Origin of the sequence: Corynebacterium sp. HMSC073H12, assembly GCF_001837775.1 — a bacterium.
Lineage (GTDB): Bacteria > Actinomycetota > Actinomycetes > Mycobacteriales > Mycobacteriaceae > Corynebacterium > Corynebacterium amycolatum.
In genome coordinates, this window is the sequence record NZ_KV834024.1 from 20133 (window position 1) to 40362 (window position 20230).

General features: G+C 59.1%; 18 protein-coding genes. 13 read left to right on the forward strand and 5 right to left on the reverse strand.

The genetic code is table 11. The features are described from left to right. Positions 1-25: 25 nt before the first annotated feature. Together HMPREF2708_RS01690 and HMPREF2708_RS10825 are read left to right on the forward strand one after the other, a co-directional pair. Positions 26-271 (forward strand): hypothetical protein, encoded by a 246-nt coding sequence (locus HMPREF2708_RS01690; RefSeq protein WP_005510313.1) that lies wholly within the window; start codon positions 26-28, stop codon positions 269-271. After that, positions 272-664, forward strand: a complete 393-nt coding sequence (locus HMPREF2708_RS10825; protein WP_016422972.1) for an RNA-binding S4 domain-containing protein — start codon at positions 272-274, stop codon at positions 662-664. Here HMPREF2708_RS10825 and HMPREF2708_RS01695 read toward each other — a convergent pair. From HMPREF2708_RS01695 to HMPREF2708_RS01705, 3 genes are all read right to left on the reverse strand, one after another. Then, complete coding sequence (locus HMPREF2708_RS01695) at positions 612-1778, reverse strand: GTP pyrophosphokinase (RefSeq protein WP_070831517.1); 1167 nt, start codon at positions 1776-1778, stop codon at positions 612-614. The genes HMPREF2708_RS10825 and HMPREF2708_RS01695 overlap by 53 nt on opposite strands. After that, positions 1768-4230 (reverse strand): malto-oligosyltrehalose synthase, encoded by a 2463-nt coding sequence (treY, locus tag HMPREF2708_RS01700; protein WP_070831521.1) that lies wholly within the window; start codon positions 4228-4230, stop codon positions 1768-1770. Before treY ends, HMPREF2708_RS01695 begins: the two co-directional genes overlap by 11 nt. Before the next feature lie 113 nt (positions 4231-4343). Then, a complete protein-coding gene (locus tag HMPREF2708_RS01705) occupies positions 4344-5987 on the reverse strand; it encodes an exonuclease domain-containing protein (RefSeq protein ID WP_070831524.1) in 1644 nt (547 codons plus the stop codon). A 324-nt stretch (positions 5988-6311) separates the two neighbouring features. On the opposite strand from HMPREF2708_RS01705, the gene HMPREF2708_RS01710 reads away from it, so the two are divergent. Beyond that, a complete protein-coding gene (locus tag HMPREF2708_RS01710; RefSeq protein WP_005510305.1) occupies positions 6312-6554 on the forward strand; it encodes a HigA family addiction module antitoxin in 243 nt (80 codons plus the stop codon). Between the two features lie 147 nt (positions 6555-6701). On the opposite strand, the gene glgX is transcribed toward HMPREF2708_RS01710, so the two are convergent. Further along, entirely contained in the window at positions 6702-8843 is a 2142-nt protein-coding gene (gene glgX, locus HMPREF2708_RS01715) for a glycogen debranching protein GlgX (RefSeq protein ID WP_070831527.1), read from the reverse strand. Between the two features lie 274 nt (positions 8844-9117). Between glgX and HMPREF2708_RS01720 the strand changes: the two genes are divergently transcribed. The 5 genes from HMPREF2708_RS01720 to HMPREF2708_RS01740 all read left to right on the forward strand — a co-directional run bounded on the left by HMPREF2708_RS01720 (position 9118) and on the right by HMPREF2708_RS01740 (position 14441). Continuing rightward, the gene (locus HMPREF2708_RS01720) at positions 9118-10614 is read left to right on the forward strand and encodes a methylmalonyl-CoA carboxytransferase subunit 5S (protein ID WP_070831531.1); all 1497 of its coding nucleotides are present in this window, start codon (positions 9118-9120) and stop codon (positions 10612-10614) included. A gap of 23 nt (positions 10615-10637) precedes the next feature. After that, positions 10638-12251: an acyl-CoA carboxylase subunit beta gene (locus tag HMPREF2708_RS01725; protein WP_070831535.1), complete on the forward strand. Its 1614-nt coding sequence runs from the start codon at positions 10638-10640 to the stop codon at positions 12249-12251. After that, entirely contained in the window at positions 12251-12556 is a 306-nt protein-coding gene (locus tag HMPREF2708_RS01730) for a hypothetical protein (RefSeq protein ID WP_070831538.1), read from the forward strand. Before HMPREF2708_RS01725 ends, HMPREF2708_RS01730 begins: the two co-directional genes overlap by 1 nt. Positions 12557-12627: 71 nt before the next feature. After that, positions 12628-12987, forward strand: coding sequence for a biotin/lipoyl-containing protein (locus HMPREF2708_RS01735; RefSeq protein ID WP_016422964.1), 360 nt, complete (start codon positions 12628-12630; stop codon positions 12985-12987). Between the two features lie 89 nt (positions 12988-13076). Beyond that, entirely contained in the window at positions 13077-14441 is a 1365-nt protein-coding gene (locus tag HMPREF2708_RS01740) for a Na+/H+ antiporter family protein (protein ID WP_070831542.1), read from the forward strand. Positions 14442-14481: 40 nt separating this feature from the next. Here the strand turns inward: HMPREF2708_RS01740 and HMPREF2708_RS01745 are convergent, their stop codons facing one another. After that, positions 14482-15150 (reverse strand): TetR family transcriptional regulator, encoded by a 669-nt coding sequence (locus HMPREF2708_RS01745; RefSeq protein WP_246840298.1) that lies wholly within the window; start codon positions 15148-15150, stop codon positions 14482-14484. 191 nt (positions 15151-15341) lie between these two features. Between HMPREF2708_RS01745 and bioB the strand changes: the two genes are divergently transcribed. From bioB to HMPREF2708_RS01770, 5 genes are all read left to right on the forward strand, one after another. After that, complete coding sequence (gene bioB, locus HMPREF2708_RS01750) at positions 15342-16349, forward strand: biotin synthase BioB (protein WP_070831546.1); 1008 nt, start codon at positions 15342-15344, stop codon at positions 16347-16349. Further along, a complete protein-coding gene (locus HMPREF2708_RS01755) occupies positions 16336-16638 on the forward strand; it encodes a biotin synthase auxiliary protein BsaP (RefSeq protein ID WP_070831549.1) in 303 nt (100 codons plus the stop codon). The genes bioB and HMPREF2708_RS01755 overlap by 14 nt, the downstream gene beginning before the upstream one ends. Positions 16639-16719: 81 nt before the next feature. After that, positions 16720-17292, forward strand: coding sequence for a hypothetical protein (locus HMPREF2708_RS01760; RefSeq protein ID WP_246840299.1), 573 nt, complete (start codon positions 16720-16722; stop codon positions 17290-17292). Positions 17293-17583: 291 nt separating this feature from the next. Then, positions 17584-18660, forward strand: coding sequence for a quinolinate synthase NadA (gene nadA, locus HMPREF2708_RS01765; RefSeq protein WP_070831552.1), 1077 nt, complete (start codon positions 17584-17586; stop codon positions 18658-18660). A gap of 58 nt (positions 18661-18718) precedes the next feature. After that, positions 18719-20230 carry an L-aspartate oxidase gene (locus tag HMPREF2708_RS01770; protein WP_246840302.1) on the forward strand — a complete coding sequence of 504 codons (1512 nt, stop codon included), beginning with the start codon at positions 18719-18721 and terminating at the stop codon, positions 20228-20230.

Sequence of the window (20230 nt, forward strand, 5' to 3'; positions counted from 1 at the left end):
GTCAGGGCGACCAGAACGCTCTAATATGTACTCCATGAGCTATCTTCAGCCCCAACCTCAGAACCCCATTGAGCTCCGCAAGAACGCGGTGCGAAAGTACTCTCGCAATGCCGTTGTATGGGCAGGCAGCGGTGTCGTCGGCGGTGCAGTGCTCGGACTTCTAGCCGGAAGCATGTCGCTATTCCTCATCCTGGCAGTAGTCGGCCTGGTCGGTGGTTTTCTCAATTGGCAAAAGGTTCAGCGGATCGTCAACTACAAGGATCCACAGTAAATGCCTGCTCAGCAGCAATTGTCTACCGAACCAGTGCGTATCGATGCCTGGATTTGGGCGGTCAGGTTGCTGAAAACTCGCTCATTGGCCGCAGATGCGTGCCGTGGCGGCCACGTCAAAGTCAACGGCGAGGCCGTGAAACCCTCAGTTCTAGTCGTCCCAGGGGACAGAGTGCGATTGTGGGCAAACCACCGCGAACACATTGTTGAGGTCACCAAGACTGTGAAGAAGCGGGTCGGAGCTCCGGTGGCCAGGCAGTGCTATATCGACCACTCTCCGCCACCGCCTCCGAGGGAGATTCTCGCATCGATGCCGATGCGCGACCGCGGTGCCGGGCGGCCTACGAAGCGCGATCGCCGTCAGCTCGATCGTCTTCGGGGACGTCGCTCATAGGCATCCCGGCCTCAGCTAGTTGCTGCAATCGTGCGCGCAAACGAGCTGGTCGGCGCTTCGGGTTATGGCTGGTATCCGCAGTGGCCTTGATGTGCTCGTCGCCGCGAGCCGCTAGTAGTAGGTCATCGATAACACGCACATGGCCTGGGTTAAAGCGGTACTTCATGGCCTTGCTTACCGCGCTGAGACGCTGCGGATTAAGTAGCTCCCGCAGCTGCCCGACAGTGCGAATGCCATTGCGCTCCAGCAGCTCTTCCGCCCAGCCGTAATGCTCTGATTTCGAGCGGGGTGCATCGGGAAGCAACATCGTCAGCACTCCGGGTAGGGTTTCCTCAGTCACCACAATGTCATCGGCTGCGGTCTTTGCCGGAACTGAGGGCTGTTCGCCCTCTCCTTGCGCGGAATCGTCTGGCGTAGATTCCTCAAGCACGGCAACGACTTGATCGAACTGCTGATCCGCGAGCTCAATAAGGCCAGCGGCCAGCGCAAAAGCTCTATCAATCCGCGGGTCTGTCGCTCCCTCAGGGGCCTTGTAACGAATATCGTGCTCAAACTCCGCCCACGCATGCTGCAGCACAGTGCGCAGTTGCACCTCAAACTGCATATCCGCATATGGAGCTAGCTCTGACGGCGCCGCCGTCGACACCTTGCAGATCAAGTGCTGGGAGCCGTATCCCAACCGGCCGCTGATTCGTGTCTCCGCGGTCTTGTCAATCGTGCGCAGCACAGTCAGCGAATCTCCCAGCGCATCCATAATCGCGGGAATCTCCGTTGAATGGTACGTGGTTACACGCACACCGATGATGTCGTGGATACCGTGCCACGGGTCAGGGTAGACGTAGCTGCCGTCCGCTTCACGACGCAGGGCCTTCTGCCGCAATGAGCGGAAAGACTTCACCCGCGCCGTGACATTGTCAAAGGCCAAACCGGCATCGGAGAGAATCTCTTTAATCGCATCGACAAAGTCCTGCGCGGCGGTGGGGTGTCGAGTTACCCACGAGTCGTACTTCGACTGCAGCGCACGGGTAACCTCTCGATCCTCCGCCAACTGAGCCTTGCGGGTCTGCTCGCGGGAATCGTCGGTAAGCGAATTCTTCATCCGATTAGTCGTCATCGTCCTCGCGTACCAGCAGTGCTACTGGGAAGGAGCTGAACAGAGAAGCGACGGCGATGGTGCCCGACCAGGTATGGCCGGTGAAACGGTCGGTCCAGAATCCCTTGGGAAGTGTCACTGTAGTGTCGCCCCAACCGCCTTCGCGCTGCAGCCCCAGCGGACGGCGCGTCACCAGCGCGATAACATCTTCCGGCTCGCCCTTCGGTCCACGCGCTGCACCGACCAAATGGCGCTCACCCACACCGACGGAGAATACTGGCTGGTAGGCACCGCCGACGAAGGACTCCGGGCGCTCCGCACGCAGCTTCACGCCGTGGTGAGTCACCATCAGCTTTGCGACGTCCGCATCGGCATCCGTAAAGTCCTCCGGCAGCTCAGCTGGGTGCTCCGGACTCTTAGTCACCGACGTGACCTCATCGCGGGCAACCTTATCCAGCGCCGCGACGCGCGCATCGTAGTCGACGAAGCGGCGGTTGTCGGGATCAACCAGGGAGTCCTCTGTGAACTCCGTCCCCTGGTAAGTATCGGGGATGCCGGGGCCGACAAGCTGGAGGAGCTTGCGCGACAGAGACGTGGTCAGGGCAGCTGGCGCAATGGAGCGGACGAATTCTGTGATGGAGTCGGTCAGAGGGCCGTCGAGAAGCGCGTCGATCCAGCTGCGGATGCCGAGTTCGAACTCCTCGACCGGCTCCGTCCAGGAGGTGTGAACATCTGCCTCGCGGATGGCCTTAATGGCGTAATTGTGGAGGCGTTCGCGCAGTTCACCGGTAATTACGCCGTCAGTCGGCCAGACTCCGATGATGTTCTGCAGCAGGAAGTAGCCGGTGGCATCGTCCGGGGCGGGGGTGATGGCCATCCAGTTGCGGACATTTTCGGCCCAGTCTCCGGAGACATCGGAGAGCTGGAGAATGCGGGCTCGGACATCTTCGCCGCGCTTGGTGTCATGAGTAGACAGCGTGGTCATCGTTCGTGGCCAGAGGCGAGCACGTTCCGACTGCAACAGGTGGAATTCCGCTGCCGACATGCCGTAGCGACCGAGATCACCGCCGACTTCGTTTAGGCTGATCAGGCGGCAGGCGCGGTAGAAGGTGGTGTCTTCGACCCCCTTTGCCATGACCGCACCACAGACCTGCGCGAACCGCGTGGCGGCCTCACCACCGGCTACCAAACCTGCCGAAATGAGGTCGAGAGCAAAGACGCGCGAGGGGAAACGCGCTGCCATTTCACCAATGACCGTGGAAGCCACTCGCGACAGGGAGACATAGTCCGAACGGTAGACAGGCATGGCCGCGACCAGCTTGCAGATGGTGTCGATAAGCACTTCATCGCTGACGCTGGTGCCGCTGATAGACCAGTTGTCCTGGCGTAGAGCCCGCGCTAGACGACGGACCTCCGCAGCCAGCTCGTGAGCCGCGACATCGTGCTTGAGGGCCTGCGCAGTCGCCTGCACTGCGGTCTTGTCCCAGGTTGAGCCGGACTGCTGCAGAGCCAACATGCTCATGGCGTCTCGGGAGTCGCGGTTGACGAAGACATTGTCGAACTCACGCAGGGCGTCGTAACCCGTGGTGCCGTCAACCTGGAGCCTCGGATCCAGTGGCTCTTCCGCGCCCAGAATCTTCTCGATGACCAGCCACTTGTCATCGCCGAGTAGACGGCGCAGCTCACTGAGGTAGCCGAACGGGTCACTGAGACCATCCGGGTGGTCAATGCGGACACCGTCAATGATGTCTGCAGCCAGCAGCTCGCGGATGATGCGGTGTGTGTGCTCGAATACCACCGGGTTTTCCTGGCGGATGCCGGCCAGACCGTTGACGCTGAAGAATCGACGGTAGCCAATGACCCCGTCCTTCCAGTACATCAGGCGATAGGCCTGGCGATCATGTACTTCCTGCGGGGTGCCGTCCTCGGTGCCAGGGCGCACCGGGAATGCATTGTCGTAGTAGCGCAGAAGTGGCTCGTCGCCAGAGGTGTCGAGCTCCAGCTTGTCGATATCCTCCGGGGAGCCCAGAATCGGCAACCCCATCTTGCCGTTGGCACCGTTGTCCTCGTGCCAGTCGATGTCGAAGTATGGCTCGAACTGAGAATCCTTGCCATAGGTCAGAACGTCCCACCACCAGGCATTGAGCTTGGGCTCCTCAACACCGAGGTGGTTCGGTACCAGGTCGATAATGATGCCCAGACCGGCCTTGTGCGCCACCTGCGCGAGCTTCTGCAGCTCTTCCATGCCGCCGAGCTCCGGGTTCACCGTCGTCGGATCGATGACATCGTAGCCATGGTTCGACTCCGGTACGGAAGTGAGGATAGGCGACAGATACAGGTGTGAAATTCCGAGGTCTGCCAAGTAGCCGACCTGTTCAGCCGCGTCAGCGAACGTGAAAGCGCGTCCGTTTGGGTCGGCCTTGGGGCCACGGAGTTGGAGACGGTAGGTGGACGTAATTGGTCGGCGACTCATGTTCCCCTTTATACCGCCCACCAGGAAAAGCTGCTGCCTGACCGCTGTGGCAGCAGCTAGACCCAGAGCCTGCGCCCGCCGTCCGAATGCGAATTTCTTTCCGTGAACGTGGCCTAGAAAGGTGGCATTCCGTCATCGCCGGGCAGGGAAGTGGAACCAAACAACGGAACGGACTCACTGGAGTTTTTTCCGTCGCTGGCGCTTGGTGTCCCTTCCGCAGTGTCTCCTGCTTCGGACGCGCCATCCTCTTCCGGATTCAGCCCGAGTGCAGTGAAGAGCTCCTTCTCGCTCCAAATCTGGATTTCCTGGCCTTCGGCCTGCAGCTGTCGAGCCCTCTTCTCCTTCGACGTCACCGAATCCCACGGACCGGCGACCAATATGGTCGTCTTTTTCGTGACGCCCTTATTGATATTCGCGCCTGCAAAGGCGATTTTGTCCCACAAAAAGCCCTTATCATACGGCGTAAAATCCCCAGTCAACGTCACGCGCTGTTGGTACAAAAGGCCGCTGGGATCCGCGTCCGGATTCGGTTCGGGAATAGTATCCGGCGTCTTGGCCGCATCCCATTTCGCATTGCGACGTGGACGACGCGCCGGAGCCGAACCACCAGTCTTTGCACCAGCACTGGCGCCAGTTCCGGCGTTAGTCCCTGCGCCTGTGCTGGCGACACCAGACGGATCGTAGCGCACCATCCGCACTCGTCCACTGCCAATCTGGCCCAAGCTCAGCGAGACCTTCTGACTCAAATCCTTAACAGAGGTCGCACGCTGCTGCTCCATCAACCACAGCGCCACCTCAGCACACGCGACCGCATCCGCCGTCGCATCATGATGATTCTCCAGCGACGTTCCCGCGGCCTCCGCCAATGTTGGCAGCTTCAAATTGGACAGGCCCAACTGCATCTGACGAGCCCACATGTAGGTACACGCAAAATTCAACCTCGGTGCCGCGACGCCCTCAGCCCGGCACGCCCGCGACAGAGCCGTGAAATCAAACCGCGCATTGTGAGCAACTACGTCCAAATCCCCGACGACGTCAGCAAACTTCGCCAGCTGCTCCGGAAATGACGGCTCACCGGCCACATTTGCCGCCGTGATGCCATGAATCGCGACATTGGCTTCATCAAAATACTCCAACCCCTTTGGCGGACGGCACATCCAGGAATAACGCTCCGTCACCTTCCCGCCACGCACGACCGCAACGCCAAGCTGAATAATCGAACCGGTGTCTTCGTTCGCTGTCTCTACATCGAACGCCGCAAACGGTGCGATGTCCGACACCGCAACCTCATCCCCCGAAGGAAGCGGCGCAAAAGGCACAGAGTGCTTTACGACGTCGCCCGCGCCCTCGACCACACTCACGCCTTCGGTGACCGCCGCGCGCTGTGCGACCCACGGCATCAACGTGGAAGTAAAAGCATCAGCTGAGCTGTAGAACTCCGGATTCTTGGCCATCTCCGCCATGAGGTCTGCCAGCAACTGCGCTGCTGCTTGGCGATGAGACATTACACGAGCTTTTGGCAAAGCTGCTCCGAGGTCTACCGTGCCGGGGAAGAAGCGGTTGGCCGGAGTGTAGACACCGTTTTTACTCGCTGATGCGACCTCGGCAACGTCGGCAAGCGGGAGGGGCTTCGCGGGGGCGGTGCTAGCCGTGTTGATGGTGTGGGTAAGGCGGAGCCCATCTGCGGTAATAGTCACCGTGTCGCCGGTGAGCTCGAAGACGACAGCGGGCTCGGAGGATGGCGTGGTCGTAGTCATGCACTAGATGGTAGCGCCGATGGCGGATTGAGCCCCATAGACGCTGCGGTACCTGCGGTTCTCGCCGAGTACATGTGGCTTCCGGCAATGTGGAAATGTCCACAGAAATAGGAATATTTATGGAGCGTTCGGACAGTGGGGGGTGTCTGTACCCCTGAAAACCACATGTTTTGGGAGGTTAAATGTCCGGATGCATTTTGAGCGGGCGCTCCTTATACTTTTCGACGAACGGCGGTAACTGGTCGTTCGAGCTTTCGAGCTCAAGCGAAGGGCAAAGCGGAAACAACGTATGCCAGTGAAGCGATGAAATAAGGAGTAAACATTTTGAGCACGCATCCTGTGCACCCTGGTTCTATCTTGAACGATAATTTCCTCGAGCCGCGACACCTCTCTATCTACCGACTGGCTCTTGCCATCGGCGTGCCAAGCTCAACTCTGGAGCGCTTTCGCACCGGCCGCACTGCGGTCACCACTGACCTCGCAAATCGACTGTCCGACTACTTTGACACCGAGCCGGAGTACTGGTTGAACTCTCAGGCGGAGTTCAATATGCGCGCATCTGCGTAAGAAGACTTCACGCCAGCTCGGCTTCCGCGGTGCTGTGTTGACCCAAACCCTGTTTTGAGTTGAACTCAGAGCCGAAAATCCCCTGTCAGTGGAAGAAAAGTCTTCCGCCGACAGGGGATTTTTGTGTAGGACCCAACGCGGACGCGGCTAGTGCCGCTCGATCAGCACGATGGTCGAACGGGCTGGTACGCGGAGTTCGCCTTCTGGCTCAACGATGCGCTCGCGAGTCGGTCGACCCGTGATCTCTGCGGTGTCGATGATGACTTCCCAGCTGTGTGCGTATTCGGTGCCCGGAATTTGGAACATGATGTCCTCGTGGTGGGCGTTGAAACACAGCAGGAAGGAGTCATCTTCAATCCGGTGGCCTCGGCGATCAGGCTCGGTGATGGCATCGCCGTTGAGCCAGACCATCAACGACTTGCCGAAGTCGAAGTTCCAGTCATCGGTAGTCATGACACGACCCTCATAGGTCAGCCAGGCAATGTCACGATCATCGGTTTCCGCACCGAGCGGGCCACCGCGCAGGAAGCGGCGGCGCCGGAAGACTGGGTGTTCCGCACGCAGTTCAGTCAGGAATTGGGTGTATTCGACCAGTTCAGAGTTGGTACGAGTCTGATTCCAGTCCACCCATGACAAACGGTTGTCCTGACAGTAGACGTTGTTGTTGCCCTTCTGGCCACGTCCCATTTCGTCGCCATGGCTAATCATCGGAGTGCCCTGGGACAGTAGGAGAGTGGTCAGGAAGTTACGATGCTGACGGGAGCGCAGAGAAAGAATGCGCTCGTCGTCGGTCGGGCCTTCCACACCGCAGTTCCACGAACGGTTGTGGGACTCGCCATCGCGGTTGTCCTCGCCGTTGGCCATATTGTGCTTTTCGTTGTAGCTGACCAAGTCATTGAGGGTAAAACCGTCGTGCGCGGTCACGAAGTTAATCGATGCAGTTGGGCGGCGGTCATTGTTTGCATACAGGTCCGAGGAACCGGTGATACGCGAAGCGAACTCGCCGAGCGTGGATGGCTCGCCGCGCCAGAAGTCACGGATAGTGTCGCGGTACTTACCGTTCCATTCAGTCCACTGTGGTGGGAAGTTACCGACCTGGTAACCGCCCTCACCGACATCCCACGGCTCTGCGATGAGCTTGACCTGGCTGACAATCGGATCCTGCTGCACCAAGTCAAAGAAGGCGGAGAGGCGATCCACATCGTGGAATTCTCGAGCCAGGGTGGAGGCCAAATCGAAGCGGAAGCCGTCGACATGCATCTCGGAGACCCAGTAGCGAAGTGAATCCATAATCAGCTGCAGGGAGTGTGGGTGGCGCACGTTCAGGGAGTTACCGGTTCCGGTGTAGTCCATGTAGTGCTGGCGATCGCCTTCGACCAAGCGGTAGTAGGCCTCGTTGTCGATGCCTCGGAAACAGATGGTCGGGCCCATGTGGTTACCCTCTGCGGTGTGGTTGTAGACCACGTCGAGGATGACCTCAATGCCCGCATCGTGGAACGCACGCACCATGCCCTTGAACTCGCTGACTGCGCCGCCTGGCTTTTGGGAAGCCGAGTAGTCCTGGTGTGGTGCCAGGAAGCCAAAGGTGTTGTAGCCCCAGTAGTTGCTCAGCCCCTTTTCACGCAGGTGGTCGTCCTGGAGGAACTGGTGGACAGGCATCAGTTCGATAGCCGTGACACCAAGGTCCTTGAGGTAGTCAATAATCGCCGGATGAGCGAGACCGGCATAGGTACCGCGTAGCTCCTCCGGAATATCCGGGTGAGTCATGGTCATGCCCTTGACGTGGGCCTCGTAAATCACGGTCTCGTTGTACGGCGTGCGCGGTGCGCGGTCAGCGCCCCAGTCGAAAAACGGGTTGATGACCACCGAGGTCATGGTGTGTCCCAGGCTGTCCTCGGTGTTGCGCTTCGAGTGGTCATGAATGTCATAGTTGAACAGCGAAGGATGACCGTCGAATTCGCCGTCGAAGGCCTTGGCGTATGGGTCGACCAGCAGCTTGTTGGGGTCACAACGCTTACCGTTTGCCGGATCGAATGGGCCGTGTACACGGTAGGCGTAGCGCTGGCCCGGCATGATGGACGGGATGTAGCAGTGCCAGATATGCGCATCGACTTCTTCCAGCGCAATGCGTGTTTCTTCGCCTTCGGCGCTAATCAGACAAAGCTCCACCTTTTCCGCGACATCGGAAAAGAGCGCAAAGTTGGTGCCAGCGCCGTCGTAGGTAGATCCGAGCGGGTAAGGCTCACCCGGCCATACTTGATAATCGCCGACTGTATTTGCTTGGTTCATGTGACTACCTTAACCGTTTTGTAAAAAACATGAGCCATTTTCAGTCCCGTGTGGGCTCGCAAACCGCCCCATTCGTCGAGCGCACTTCGCAAAAACGACCCCCAGACAAAAAGTCGAGTTGAACGGTTAAGCGCGTAAACTTCGCGCGAAAATAAGTATTTAACCCTGCAAGTGGGCAATTTGACACTCTAAGCGCACCTTGGTGGGCGCCGAATCCCCAATATTCGCGGTCACCAACGCGCGAAGATTCCCAAAGGCCTTTACTTTTGGAATTATGAGTCCACGAACCATTGGTGTAACGGAAGTAGCGTTCCGAGACGCTCATCAGAGCCTCATGGCAACGCGAATGGCTATGGAAGACATGGTCGATGTCTGTGAAGAAATGGACAAGGCCGGTTTTTGGAGTGTGGAGTGCTGGGGTGGCGCAACCTTTGATGCCTGCATCCGCTTCCTTAATGAAGACCCCTGGGAGCGACTGCGGACATTCCGCAAACTGATGCCGAACAGCCGCCTGCAGATGCTGCTGCGCGGTCAGAATCTCCTCGGCTACCGCCACTACGAGGACATGGTGGTTGACAAGTTCGTCGAAAAGTCCGCTGAAAACGGCATGGACGTATTCCGTGTTTTCGACGCCCTCAACGATCCACGCAATCTCGAGCACGCCATGCGCGCGGTCAAGAACGTCGACAAGCACGCGCAGGGCACGATCTGCTACACGACGTCTCCGCTTCACGACGTCGACGGGTACGTTAAACTCGCTGGTCGTCTACTGGATATGGGGGCGGACTCCATTGCGTTGAAGGACATGGCAGCGCTGCTGAAACCCCAGCCGGCTTACGACATCATCCGCGGCATCAAGGAAACTTATGGCGAGGACACCCAGATTAATGTCCACTGTCACTCGACTACCGGTGTCACCATGGTGACTTTGATGAAGGCCATCGAAGCTGGTGCGGATGTCGTGGACACGGCAATTTCGTCGATGTCGCTGGGACCGGGGCACAACCCGACCGAGTCGCTGGTGGAAATGTTGGAGGGAACCGACTGCACCACCGACCTGAACATGGATAATCTGATCACCATTCGTGACCACTTCCGCAAGGTGCGTCCGAAGTACGCAGAGTTCGAGTCGAAAACCCTGGTCAATACCGACATTTTCATGTCGCAGATTCCTGGCGGCATGTTGTCGAACATGGAAAACCAGCTCAAGGCCCAGGGTGCGGGCGACCGCGTCGAAGAGGTCATGCGTGAAGTACCGATTGTCCGAAAGGACGCCGGTTACCCGCCGCTGGTGACTCCGAGCTCGCAGATCGTCGGCACGCAAGCTGTGTTTAACGTGCTGATGGGACGCTACAAGGTTATGACGGCTGAGTTCGCCGACCTCATGCTCGGCTATTACGGGCAGTGCCCGGGTGAGCGCAACCCAGAGCTGATTAAGCAGGCAGCGGAGCAGACCAAGAAGGAAGAAATCACGGTTCGTCCGGCTGATCTCCTCGAGCCAGAGTGGGACGACCTGGTCGAGCAGGCCAAGGAGCTCGACGGTTACAACGGCACCGCGGAAGATGTCCTGACCAACGCACTGTTCCCATCTGTCGCACCGGGATTCTTCACCGCGCGCGGCGAAGGGCCGAAGAACGTCGGTAAGACTGTCGAACAGCTCAAGCGCGAGGCAGAGCAGGCCTCTGGTGCTGCCAATGCCATCCGCGAGCCAATTCGCTACAAGGTCACCGTCGGCGGTCGCTCGCAGACCGTCCAGGTGGAACCCGCCTAGGAACATCGGGAGAAGAGATAGCAATGTCGCAAAGTTCAGCAAACCAGCCGACTTCGGCGGATGCCGTCGCGCCGGGCGCCGATGCCTCGATGGCGGAGCGCCTGGATTATTTGGATGCTCAGCGTCGCCGTGTTGAGGCCGGTGGCGGTGAAGCCCGCCAGGCCAAGCAGCACGAACGTGGGAAGATGACTGCCCGCGAGCGTATCGACACCTTCGTCGACGAGGGCACTTTCCGTGAAACCGGCATGTTCATGACTCACCGCACCACCGACTTCGGCATGGATACCGCCGATGCGCCTGCCGACGGTGTGGTCACCGGCACTGCCGCGGTTCTCGGCCGGGCAGTGCACGTGGCCTCCCAGGACTTCACAGTCATGGGTGGCTCCGCTGGTGAAACGCAGTCCCGCAAGGTTGCAGCCACTATGCGTGCCGCTGCCGACAACGGCACTCCGTTCGTGTTTATCAACGACTCCGGTGGTGCTCGCATTCAAGAGGGGATTGACTCTCTGTCGGGCTACGGCCAGGTCTTTTACAACAACGTGTGGCTCTCCGGTCTGGTGCCGCAGATTTCCATCATTGCAGGTCCATGTGCTGGTGGCGCTGCCTACTCGCCAGCGCTGACCGACTTCATCATTCAGACTCGCAAGGCACAGATGTTCATCACCGGTCCGGGCGTTATTAAGTCTGTGACCGGCGAGGAAGTCACCTCCGAGCAGCTCGGTGGCGCTGATGCACACATGGCTAAGGCCGGTAATATCGACTTCGTTGCCGACGATGACGAGCAAGCCATCCTGATTGCGCAGAAGCTCTTAAGCTTCCTGCCACAGAACAACACAGAAGAGCCGCCAATCGTCGATCCGGTATTCGAGGCCGAGCCGGATCCAGAGCTCCGCGACATCGTCCCCGTGGACGGCAAAAAGGGCTACGACGTTCGCGAGGTCATCATCCGTATCGCCGACAATGGCGACTTCCTCGAGTGCCAGGCGGGTTTCGCCACCAACCTGGTCGTCGGCTTTGGTCGAGTTCTGGGCCGTACCGTGGGCTTTGTCGCCAACCAGCCGAACGTGATGTCCGGTGTGCTGGACATCAATTCCTCGGACAAGGGCGCAAAGTTCATCCGCTTCTGCAACGCCTTTAATATCCCGCTGGTCACCCTGGTTGACGTTCCTGGCTTCATGCCGGGCGTCACCCAGGAACACGGCGGCATCATCCGCCACGGCGCAAAGATGCTCTACGCATACTCCGCAGCGTCTGTGCCCAAGGTGACCGTCGTCATGCGTAAGGCCTACGGCGGTGCGTACCTGGCGATGTGCTCGAAGGACCTCGGCGCGGACTACGTATTCGCATGGCCGACCGCAGAAATTGCGGTGATGGGCGCAGAAGGCGCGGTCAACGTGGTCTTCCGCAAGGAAATTGCGGCCGCGGGCGACGAGGAAGAGCAGGCGCGCGTGCGCGACGAGCGTATCGCCGATTACAAGACACGCTTCTCGACGCCGTATGTCGCTGCCTCGCGAGGACTGGTCGACGACGTGATTGACCCGGCGGAAACTCGCCTGCGTGTGGCTGACGCACTGTCGGTTCTGCGTAACAAGCGCGAGGTTCGCCCGGCCAAGAAGCACGGATTGGGGCCACAGTAATGTCGGACAGCATCGGTGAGATTAAGGAGCTGCGAGCGCTCGTCGCTGAACTGACCGACCGGTTGGATGCGACCTCGACAAGCTTGCAGAAGGCCACGGCACGCCTGAATCAGGCAGAAAGCGAGTTGGTTGAGCTGCGCAAACGCGTGGACGCAGATATCCCCGAGGACACTGTCATCGCCATTTCGGCAGCGGTGTCTGCCTACCTAGGCAATCGCGGCAAGGTGAAGGCAATTCGTTACAACCGCCACAAGACCTGGGCTGCGCAGGGCCGACAGATCCAGCAGCAGCGCAACCTGCGTTAGTTGGAAATTTTCGATAACCGACTTATTTGAGCCTGACTCATTGACTTTTGCTACGTGAGGATTGTTGAGCCATGAAATTGAAAGTGACTGTCGGCGGCATTGCCTACGATGTCGACGTTGAAGTAGTTGAGGAGCCCAAGCGTCTTTCGCCCATCGTTTTGGGTGGGTCGTCTAGCGCTTCCGTTGAGCCGGCCACCGCTAGTGTCTCGGGTGTCTCCGCCAATTCGGTGGTGGCGCCACTGGCAGGTTCGGTCAGCAAGATTTTGGTCGAGGAGGGCCAGAAGATTGAGGCCGGGGAGGTGCTGCTCATTCTCGAGGCAATGAAGATGGAAACCGAGATTACGGCCCCAGCTGCAGGCACCGTCGGCTCTATTCATGTCGAGGTCGGCGACGCAGTGCAGGGCGGCCAGGGACTCGTCTCGATTGATTAGCCGCATTAGCCGGGGTGTAAAGATTTTGGGGTGAAATCTTTCTAGCCCCGGTTGCTGGAAATACTTAAGGTTGCCTTAATATTTTCCTTATGAATGCCGTTCTTCTCGCCGTTTTGGTGATGCTAATCCTGGCGGTCTGCCGGGTACACGTTGTGCTAGCGCTGTTTATTGGCGCCTTGGTCGGTGGTCTTTCCGCCGGTATGGGGCTCGATGCCACAATGGTTGCCTTCCAGGAAGGCCTCTCTGGTGGTGCGAAGATTGCCCTGAGTTACGCCATGCTGGGTGCCTTTGCCATGGCAGTGGCGTCCTCTGGGCTGCCCAAATTGCTAGCCGATTGGCTGATTGCCAAGATTGGCACCGAGAATGAGGGCACCAAATCTAAAGCGGAGGCATGGACTAAGTGGGGTATGGTCGCCGGTATTTTGGCCATGGCGATTATGTCGCAGAATCTCATCCCAGTTCACATCGCGTTTATCCCGCTGATTATTCCGCCGCTGTTGCCGGTGTTTAACCGGCTCAACATCGACCGCCGAATGATCACCAGTGTGATGACCTTCGGTTTGATCACCACCTACATGTGGGTTCCGGTCGGATTCGGTTCTATCTTCCTGAACGACATTCTGCTGGGGAATATCGAGAATGCTGGTCTTGATGTTTCCAATATCAACATCATGACGACGATGGGCATCCCGGCTCTCGGTATGTTGTCGGGTCTGGCCATTGCTGTGTTTTTCTCCTACCGGAAGCCACGCCATTACGAAGATCTGCCAATCACCGAGTCCTCGCGCGCGGAATCCCAGTCTGACGAACCGGTGTCGAAGTACCGAGTCATCGTTGCTCTCGTTGCGATTGTGGTGACCTTCGTCGTCCAGATTGTAATGAACTCTATGGAGACCGATGCCGATCCATTGTTGATTGGTGCGCTCACTGGTCTGGCAATCTTCATGCTTACCGGTGCCGTGCGCTGGCGTGAGGCGGACGACGTATTCACTGCCGGTATGAAGATGATGGCCCTGATTGGTTTCATCATGATCTCCGCACAGGGCTTCGCCTCGGTGATGTCGGAGTCCGGCCAGGTCGAGCCGCTGGTGACCGCCACTGCAGACCTGTTTGCGGGCAACAAGCCTGCCGCTGCATTCGCCATGCTGGTCGTTGGTCTGGTGGTCACGATGGGTATTGGTTCATCCTTCTCGACGCTGCCGATTATCTCCATCATCTACGTGCCGTTGTGTTTGTCGCTGGGCTTCTCGCCGATGGCTACCGTCGCCATCATTGGTACTGCAGGTGCTCTGGGTGACGCTGGTTCGCCAGCATCGGACTCGACGCTCGGCCCGACGATGGGTCTCAATGCCGATGGGCAGCACGACCACATTCGCGATTCGGTTATTCCGACCTTCCTGCACTTCAACCTGCCGCTGCTGGCAGCTGGTTGGGTAGCAGCTCTGGTGCTCTAATGCCAGGGTTTGGCTATGACCGCGAATGCTTCAGTGGGGCTTACTGACCTGCGGTTCCCTTAATCCCGGCAACCCCCGCAATTCCGGCGATAAAGAGCTCGGTTCCCAGTGCAATGCGCTGGCGACCGAGCTCTTTTGCCTGTTCAGCGGCATCTTCAGAGGAAGCCTCGGCCGCAGCGCCCGTACTAACGTTGTTCTCGCCATTAGTGTCACCCTTGTCAGATGCAGACTTGGCGCCGTTCAGATTAAGCGCGATGGCTGTCTGCTGGTCGACTGTCGCGCCGAGAATGAAATACACGAGGACGGACGCGGTATCAGTCGCTGATGGGGTGCTGATGGAGGTTTCGGGTGCGTTCTCCAGAACGTCGGCAAGCAATTGCTCGGGGCGAATCGTGGCGGTGCCCGTAGCCAGCGCGGCCGAGACGACCTCGGCGCCATCCCGATGAGCGGTGAGGCAGGAGTAGAGCAGCTCGGCGATGGCTTCGGTGTCGGCGCGCCAATCGCCTGTGGCGGAAAAATCTGTGCAGGGAGTCAAGATGCGGTCAGCGACGGCGCCCAGCAGAGCCTGCTTGGAAGGGTAGTGCCAGTACATTGCGCCAGCGGCGGTACCCAAGTGGCGAGTCAGGCGGCGGATTGTGAGATCGCCGAGTCCGTACTCGTTGAGAATGGTAAGAGCTGCGTCGACAATGATGTCCTTGGTCAATTGCACACTGCCTACCGTAGACGAAAGAAGAATTATCTGGAAGATGTCTCAAGGCTGAAATGCGGAGCGTAAAACCGCGACACGACGGGAATTGAACCCTGTTCGACATTCTGTAGGTGCGGTATTAAGTTTGATAACTGAACAACTTCTGAAACAGTGTTCAAGTTTTATCCCCAGCCTCAAGGAGTGTCGCCCCCATGACTCAACAGCAGCAGGACATTTTGGAACTCGCCCGCGAAAAGGTGCTCGTCCGCGGAGAGGGGCTGAACTACGAGGAGACCCTGGCGGTTCTCAACCTGGACGACGACAGTATCGAGGATCTGCTGGCGCTGGCTCATGAGGTGCGCTTGAAGTGGTGCGGCGAAGAGGTCGAGGTTGAAGGCATTATCTCGTTGAAGACTGGCGGCTGCCCAGAGGATTGCCACTTCTGTTCGCAGTCGGGTCTGTTCGAGTCTCCGGTGCGTTCGGCATGGCTGGATATCCCGGCTCTGGTGGACGCCGCCAAGCAGACCGCAAAGTCGGGTGCGACTGAGTTCTGCATCGTTGCTGCAGTAAAGGGGCCGGATGAGCGACTGCTCAGCCAGATGGAACAGGCCGTCGCCGCCATTCAGGCAGAGGTTGACATTAATGTGGCCGCATCGATGGGCATTCTGACGCAGGAACAGGTGGATCGCCTGGCCAAGGCTGGTATTCACCGCTACAACCACAACCTTGAGACCGCCAAGAGCTACTTCCCGCAGGTCGTGACCACCCACACTTGGGAAGAGCGCCATGACACCCTGCGCATGGTCGGCGAAGCTGGCATGGAAGTCTGCTGTGGCGGCATCCTGGGTATGGGCGAGACCCTTGAGCAGCGTGCTGAGTTTGCTCAGGACCTGGCGGCGCTTAACCCGACCGAGGTGCCGATGAACTTCCTCGACCCGCGCCCGGGCACTCCGTTCGCCGGTCGCGAGCCGATGCCGGCCAAGGATGCACTGCGTGCCATCGGTGCCTTCCGTTTGGCGCTGCCGAAGACCATCCTGCGTTTTGCTGGTGGTCGTGAGCTCACCCTGGGAGACCTGGGTGCAGAAAAGGGTCTGCTCGGCGGTATCAACGCTGTCATTGTCGGTAATTACCTGACCACGCTGGGTCGTCCGGCGGAGCAGGACCTGGACATGCTTGGCAAGGTACGACTTCCAATTAAGGCCCTCAATGCAACTGTCTAAGCCTCGGACATCTAGCCCGCGCGGGACGCGGAGTAGGAAAGTCGACTCCACAGAGCTGCTCCAGGCCATGGTGCTGGGAGACGAGCCCAAGTTCGATCCTTTTACCGGCGCCGACCTCGAAGCTGGTGAAGTGCGCGAACGCTCTTATGGTGCAAAAGCTGGATTGGAGGCACCTCGGTTCTGCCAACTCTGTGGACGTCGGATGGTGGTGCAGGTGCGTCCGGACGGCTGGACTGCAAAGTGCTCGCGCCACGGCGAAGTAGACTCCGTTATGTTGGAGCAGCGATAAAAGGTGCTGGTTGTGCAAGTGCGCCGTTCAGGCGCGCTAGTACTGGATGCGCGCCGTGAGGTAAGTTTGTCAACTATGACTATGAAAAATACCCGAGTCCCACACGTTGAAAAGCAGAGCGTGGCAATGGCCTCGGGTATTGTTCTCTTCTCCGTTGTAACGGGAGCGGTAACGGGAGTGGCCTGGGCATTCCTGCGACCCAAGCAGCAAGTGCAAATGCTCCCAGATAACCAACTAGCGATTATTCAGGAAACCGTTGACGCTGGTTTTATCGGGCTGCTCTGGTTTGTTGCTGTCACTGCTATCAGCGGGCTGGTGCTGGGAATTACTACCTTCCGAAACCGTGCCATCACGACCCCTGTACAGATGCTCACGGCAATTGGGTGGGCAGGTTTCTCCGCTTTGATGAGTGCAGCAGTGACGTACCTCGTCGGTCAGTCGGTTGCGGCATTGCTCCAGCCGGATCTGGCGGGAATGCAGCCGGGCGATAAGTTCTCGGTGATTCCGGACTTCAAAACCTATGTAGCACTGCTGGTCGCGCCACTGGTTGCCATGCTCGCACTGTGGTCCCGGGTGTTGTTCCAAACGGACTTCACGGAAGGCAACGAGAGCGCTGCGGACAATGCTACGGACGCAGATTCGGTCACTAAGTGAGACAGTGAGGTTCTGCGCGGGGCCGTCGTAAAGCACTATTTCCTACTGAACAGGGGTAGTTATTGGGAAATAGGCTTATACAAGCCTTACAATTTTGGGAAATAGGTTCGTCCTCGATGCCGGTATCCGCCCCGATTTAGGGGCTTTTTCGATATTGTGTGGCGAGCTTAGGTCTCTTGCACTTGCCCGTTTGAGTCCGCTGCGAATGCCTCCGGGAACCGTTGCCGGTAACGGTGACGGCGTTTTCTCCGGTCGTAGCCACAGCCCATTGAAGTAAGGACGTAGTTTTCCGTGAATACCAGCCTTGCGGCCAATGCTTCCAGCCTGCCGCGCCTTGAATCGGATCTGTACGAATCGGTAGTCGATAAAGATGGCCGCTATGGTGGCCTAGTTGCAGATGAGCGCTGGGTTCAGGAGATTAAGCGCCTCGCCCGCGAACGCAATGCCGTAATTCTTGCGCACAACTACCAGCTGCCGGAGATTCAGGATATTGCCGATTACACCGGCGATTCCCTCGGGCTTTCCCGCATCGCTGCGGAAACCGATGCCGATGTCATCGTTTTCTGTGGTGTCCACTTCATGGCGGAAACCGCCAAAATTCTGAGCCCTGAGAAGACTGTCCTTATTCCGGACGAGCGCGCCGGCTGCTCCCTGGCGGACTCCATCACTGCAGACGAACTGGCCGAGTGGAAGGCTGAGAATCCCGGCGCGCTGGTGGTCAGCTACGTCAACACCACGGCAGACGTAAAGGCTCTGACCGACATCTGCTGTACTTCCTCCAACGCCGTCGACGTGGTCAAGTCCATCCCGGAAGACCAGGAGATCCTGTTCAACCCGGATCAGTTCCTCGGCGCACACGTCCGCCGTGAGACCGGCCGCGACAACATCAAGGTATGGGCTGGTGAGTGCCACGTCCACGCCAACATCAACGGTGAGGAACTCGCACACCGCGCGGAAGAGAACGCCGATTCGCAGCTGTTCATTCACCCGGAGTGCGGTTGCGCGAACTCTGCGATTTACCTCGCGGGTGAAGGCACCATTGAGCCGGAGCGCGTGCAGATGCTCTCCACCGGCGAGATGCTGACCGAGGCGCAGAAGTTGAAGGAGAACAAGCCCAACGGCAAGGTGCTCGTGGCCACTGAGGTGGGCATGCTCCACCAGCTGCGCAAGGCCGCACCGGATGTCGACTTTGAACCGGTCAACGACCGCGCTTCCTGCTCGTATATGAAGCTCATCACTCCGGCGGCTCTGCTGCGCTGCCTCGTTGAGGGCGCCGATGAGGTCGACGTCGACCCTGAGGTCGCCGACAAGGCGCGCGCCTCGGTCGAGCGCATGATCGCCATCGGTAATCCAGGCGGGGGCGAGTAACACGTTTGGTCTGCGCCCATCATTCGACAGTTGGACACTGACGTGTGACTTCCTCGTCATCGGCGGGGGAGTCGCAGGGCTCAGTGCTGCGCGTAGGGCCCTTGAGCTCGGCCTCGACGTGCTGGTTATCGACAGCGTCGAGTGGCGCGTCGGTGCCCGCAAACAGCTGCGTTTCGCCGATGCCGCCACGAATCTCGCACAGGGCGGGCTCGCGGTCGTCGGGCTTGACGACGACCCCAGCGGCCATGTGGCCAATGGGTTCGACGACACCACTGATTCCCACATCGCGGACACCCTCGATGCCGGTGCCGGCCACTGCGATGAAGGGGCCGTGGCTTCTATCATCCGTGCCGGTGCCGCTACGACCGAGTGGCTGATTGGGCTAGGCGCCACTTTCGACCCGGCGCCGGATAACCCGGCCGTCTATTCCCGTACCAAAGAGGGCGGACACCACGCGCGACGCATCATTCATGCCGGTGGTGACGCCACTGGTGCTGAAATTGAGCGCGCCCTAGAAGCCTCAGTTACCGGCGTGCGAGTACTGCAAAACGCCACAGCGCGCCAGCTCATCGTTGGCAAAGACGGCCGCGTGCTGGGGGCGCTGGTAGCAGATCCCCGCGGCGGCGGTGCTATTCGCGCAGGTGCAACTCTGCTGGCTACCGGTGGCGTGGGGCATATTTACCGCGCGACTACGGCGCCCTCGGGCGCCCGCGGCGAAGCTATTGGCATGGCCTCCGATGCCGGTGCGGAGATTCGGGACATGGAGTTTATCCAGTTCCACCCGACAGTGCTCTATGACGAGCGCTCGGCATCAGACGGCACCGGTCGACGGCATCTCATCAGCGAGGCTGTCCGTGGTGAAGGAGCCATTCTCGTCGATTCCCGGGGAAACAGTGTGACCGCCGGCATTGACCCTCGCGGAGACCTGGCTCCGCGCGATATCGTCTCGCGCGCTATCGCGACTCGCATGCGCGAGCTCGGCGACGACCACGTCTTCCTCGACGCACGTCACATCGACAACTTCGCCGCCCGCTTTCCGACGATCACAGCGGGCCTGACCGCAGCGGAGATTGATCCGACCAAGGACCTCATTCCCGTGGCCCCGGCGGTCCACTACACCTGTGGTGGCATTGCCGTCGACCCATTCGGTGTAACTAGCGTGCCGGGTCTCTTTGCGGCCGGCGAATGCTCCGCGACGGGGCTGCACGGTGCCAACAGGTTGGCTTCCAATTCGTTGCTGGAGGGACTGGTCGTCGGCAAGCGGGTGGCCGAAAAAGTCGCTGAAACACACGCTGTGCCGGTCGGGGACGAGGAATTCGCAGCGGCGGTTGAAGGCCTGCCGCAGCCACGGCCGGAACTGGAACCGCGCCAGCTTTTCCGGTTACAGACTGCGATGCAGGAAGGCGCTGGTGTAACGCGCAATGAGCAGAGTTTGCGGCAGGCGTTGGCGGTTATCGATCGGCTCCCGCAATCGGTTCAGGTCGTAGCCGCAAGGAAAGTCGTCGAAGCGGCATTGGCACGACCATATACTTTGGGGTGCCACACTTGGTTTGAAAAGGACGGGGATTAG

Excerpts from the sequence above, each read along its gene's own strand:
- HMPREF2708_RS01690 (WP_005510313.1), top strand. The coding sequence starts at position 26 with ATGTACTCCATGAGCTATCTTCAGCCCCAACCTCAGAACCCCATTGAG.
- HMPREF2708_RS10825 (WP_016422972.1), top strand. The coding sequence starts at position 272 with ATGCCTGCTCAGCAGCAATTGTCTACCGAACCAGTGCGTATCGATGCC.
- HMPREF2708_RS01695 (WP_070831517.1), bottom strand. The coding sequence starts at position 1,778 with ATGACGACTAATCGGATGAAGAATTCGCTTACCGACGATTCCCGCGAG.
- treY (WP_070831521.1), bottom strand. The coding sequence starts at position 4,230 with ATGAGTCGCCGACCAATTACGTCCACCTACCGTCTCCAACTCCGTGGC.
- HMPREF2708_RS01705 (WP_070831524.1), bottom strand. The coding sequence starts at position 5,987 with ATGACTACGACCACGCCATCCTCCGAGCCCGCTGTCGTCTTCGAGCTC.
- glgX (WP_070831527.1), bottom strand. The coding sequence starts at position 8,843 with ATGAACCAAGCAAATACAGTCGGCGATTATCAAGTATGGCCGGGTGAG.
- HMPREF2708_RS01720 (WP_070831531.1), top strand. The coding sequence starts at position 9,118 with ATGAGTCCACGAACCATTGGTGTAACGGAAGTAGCGTTCCGAGACGCT.
- HMPREF2708_RS01725 (WP_070831535.1), top strand. The coding sequence starts at position 10,638 with ATGTCGCAAAGTTCAGCAAACCAGCCGACTTCGGCGGATGCCGTCGCG.
- HMPREF2708_RS01730 (WP_070831538.1), top strand. The coding sequence starts at position 12,251 with ATGTCGGACAGCATCGGTGAGATTAAGGAGCTGCGAGCGCTCGTCGCT.
- HMPREF2708_RS01735 (WP_016422964.1), top strand. The coding sequence starts at position 12,628 with ATGAAATTGAAAGTGACTGTCGGCGGCATTGCCTACGATGTCGACGTT.
- HMPREF2708_RS01740 (WP_070831542.1), top strand. The coding sequence starts at position 13,077 with ATGAATGCCGTTCTTCTCGCCGTTTTGGTGATGCTAATCCTGGCGGTC.
- bioB (WP_070831546.1), top strand. The coding sequence starts at position 15,342 with ATGACTCAACAGCAGCAGGACATTTTGGAACTCGCCCGCGAAAAGGTG.
- HMPREF2708_RS01755 (WP_070831549.1), top strand. The coding sequence starts at position 16,336 with ATGCAACTGTCTAAGCCTCGGACATCTAGCCCGCGCGGGACGCGGAGT.
- HMPREF2708_RS01760 (WP_246840299.1), top strand. The coding sequence starts at position 16,720 with ATGAAAAATACCCGAGTCCCACACGTTGAAAAGCAGAGCGTGGCAATG.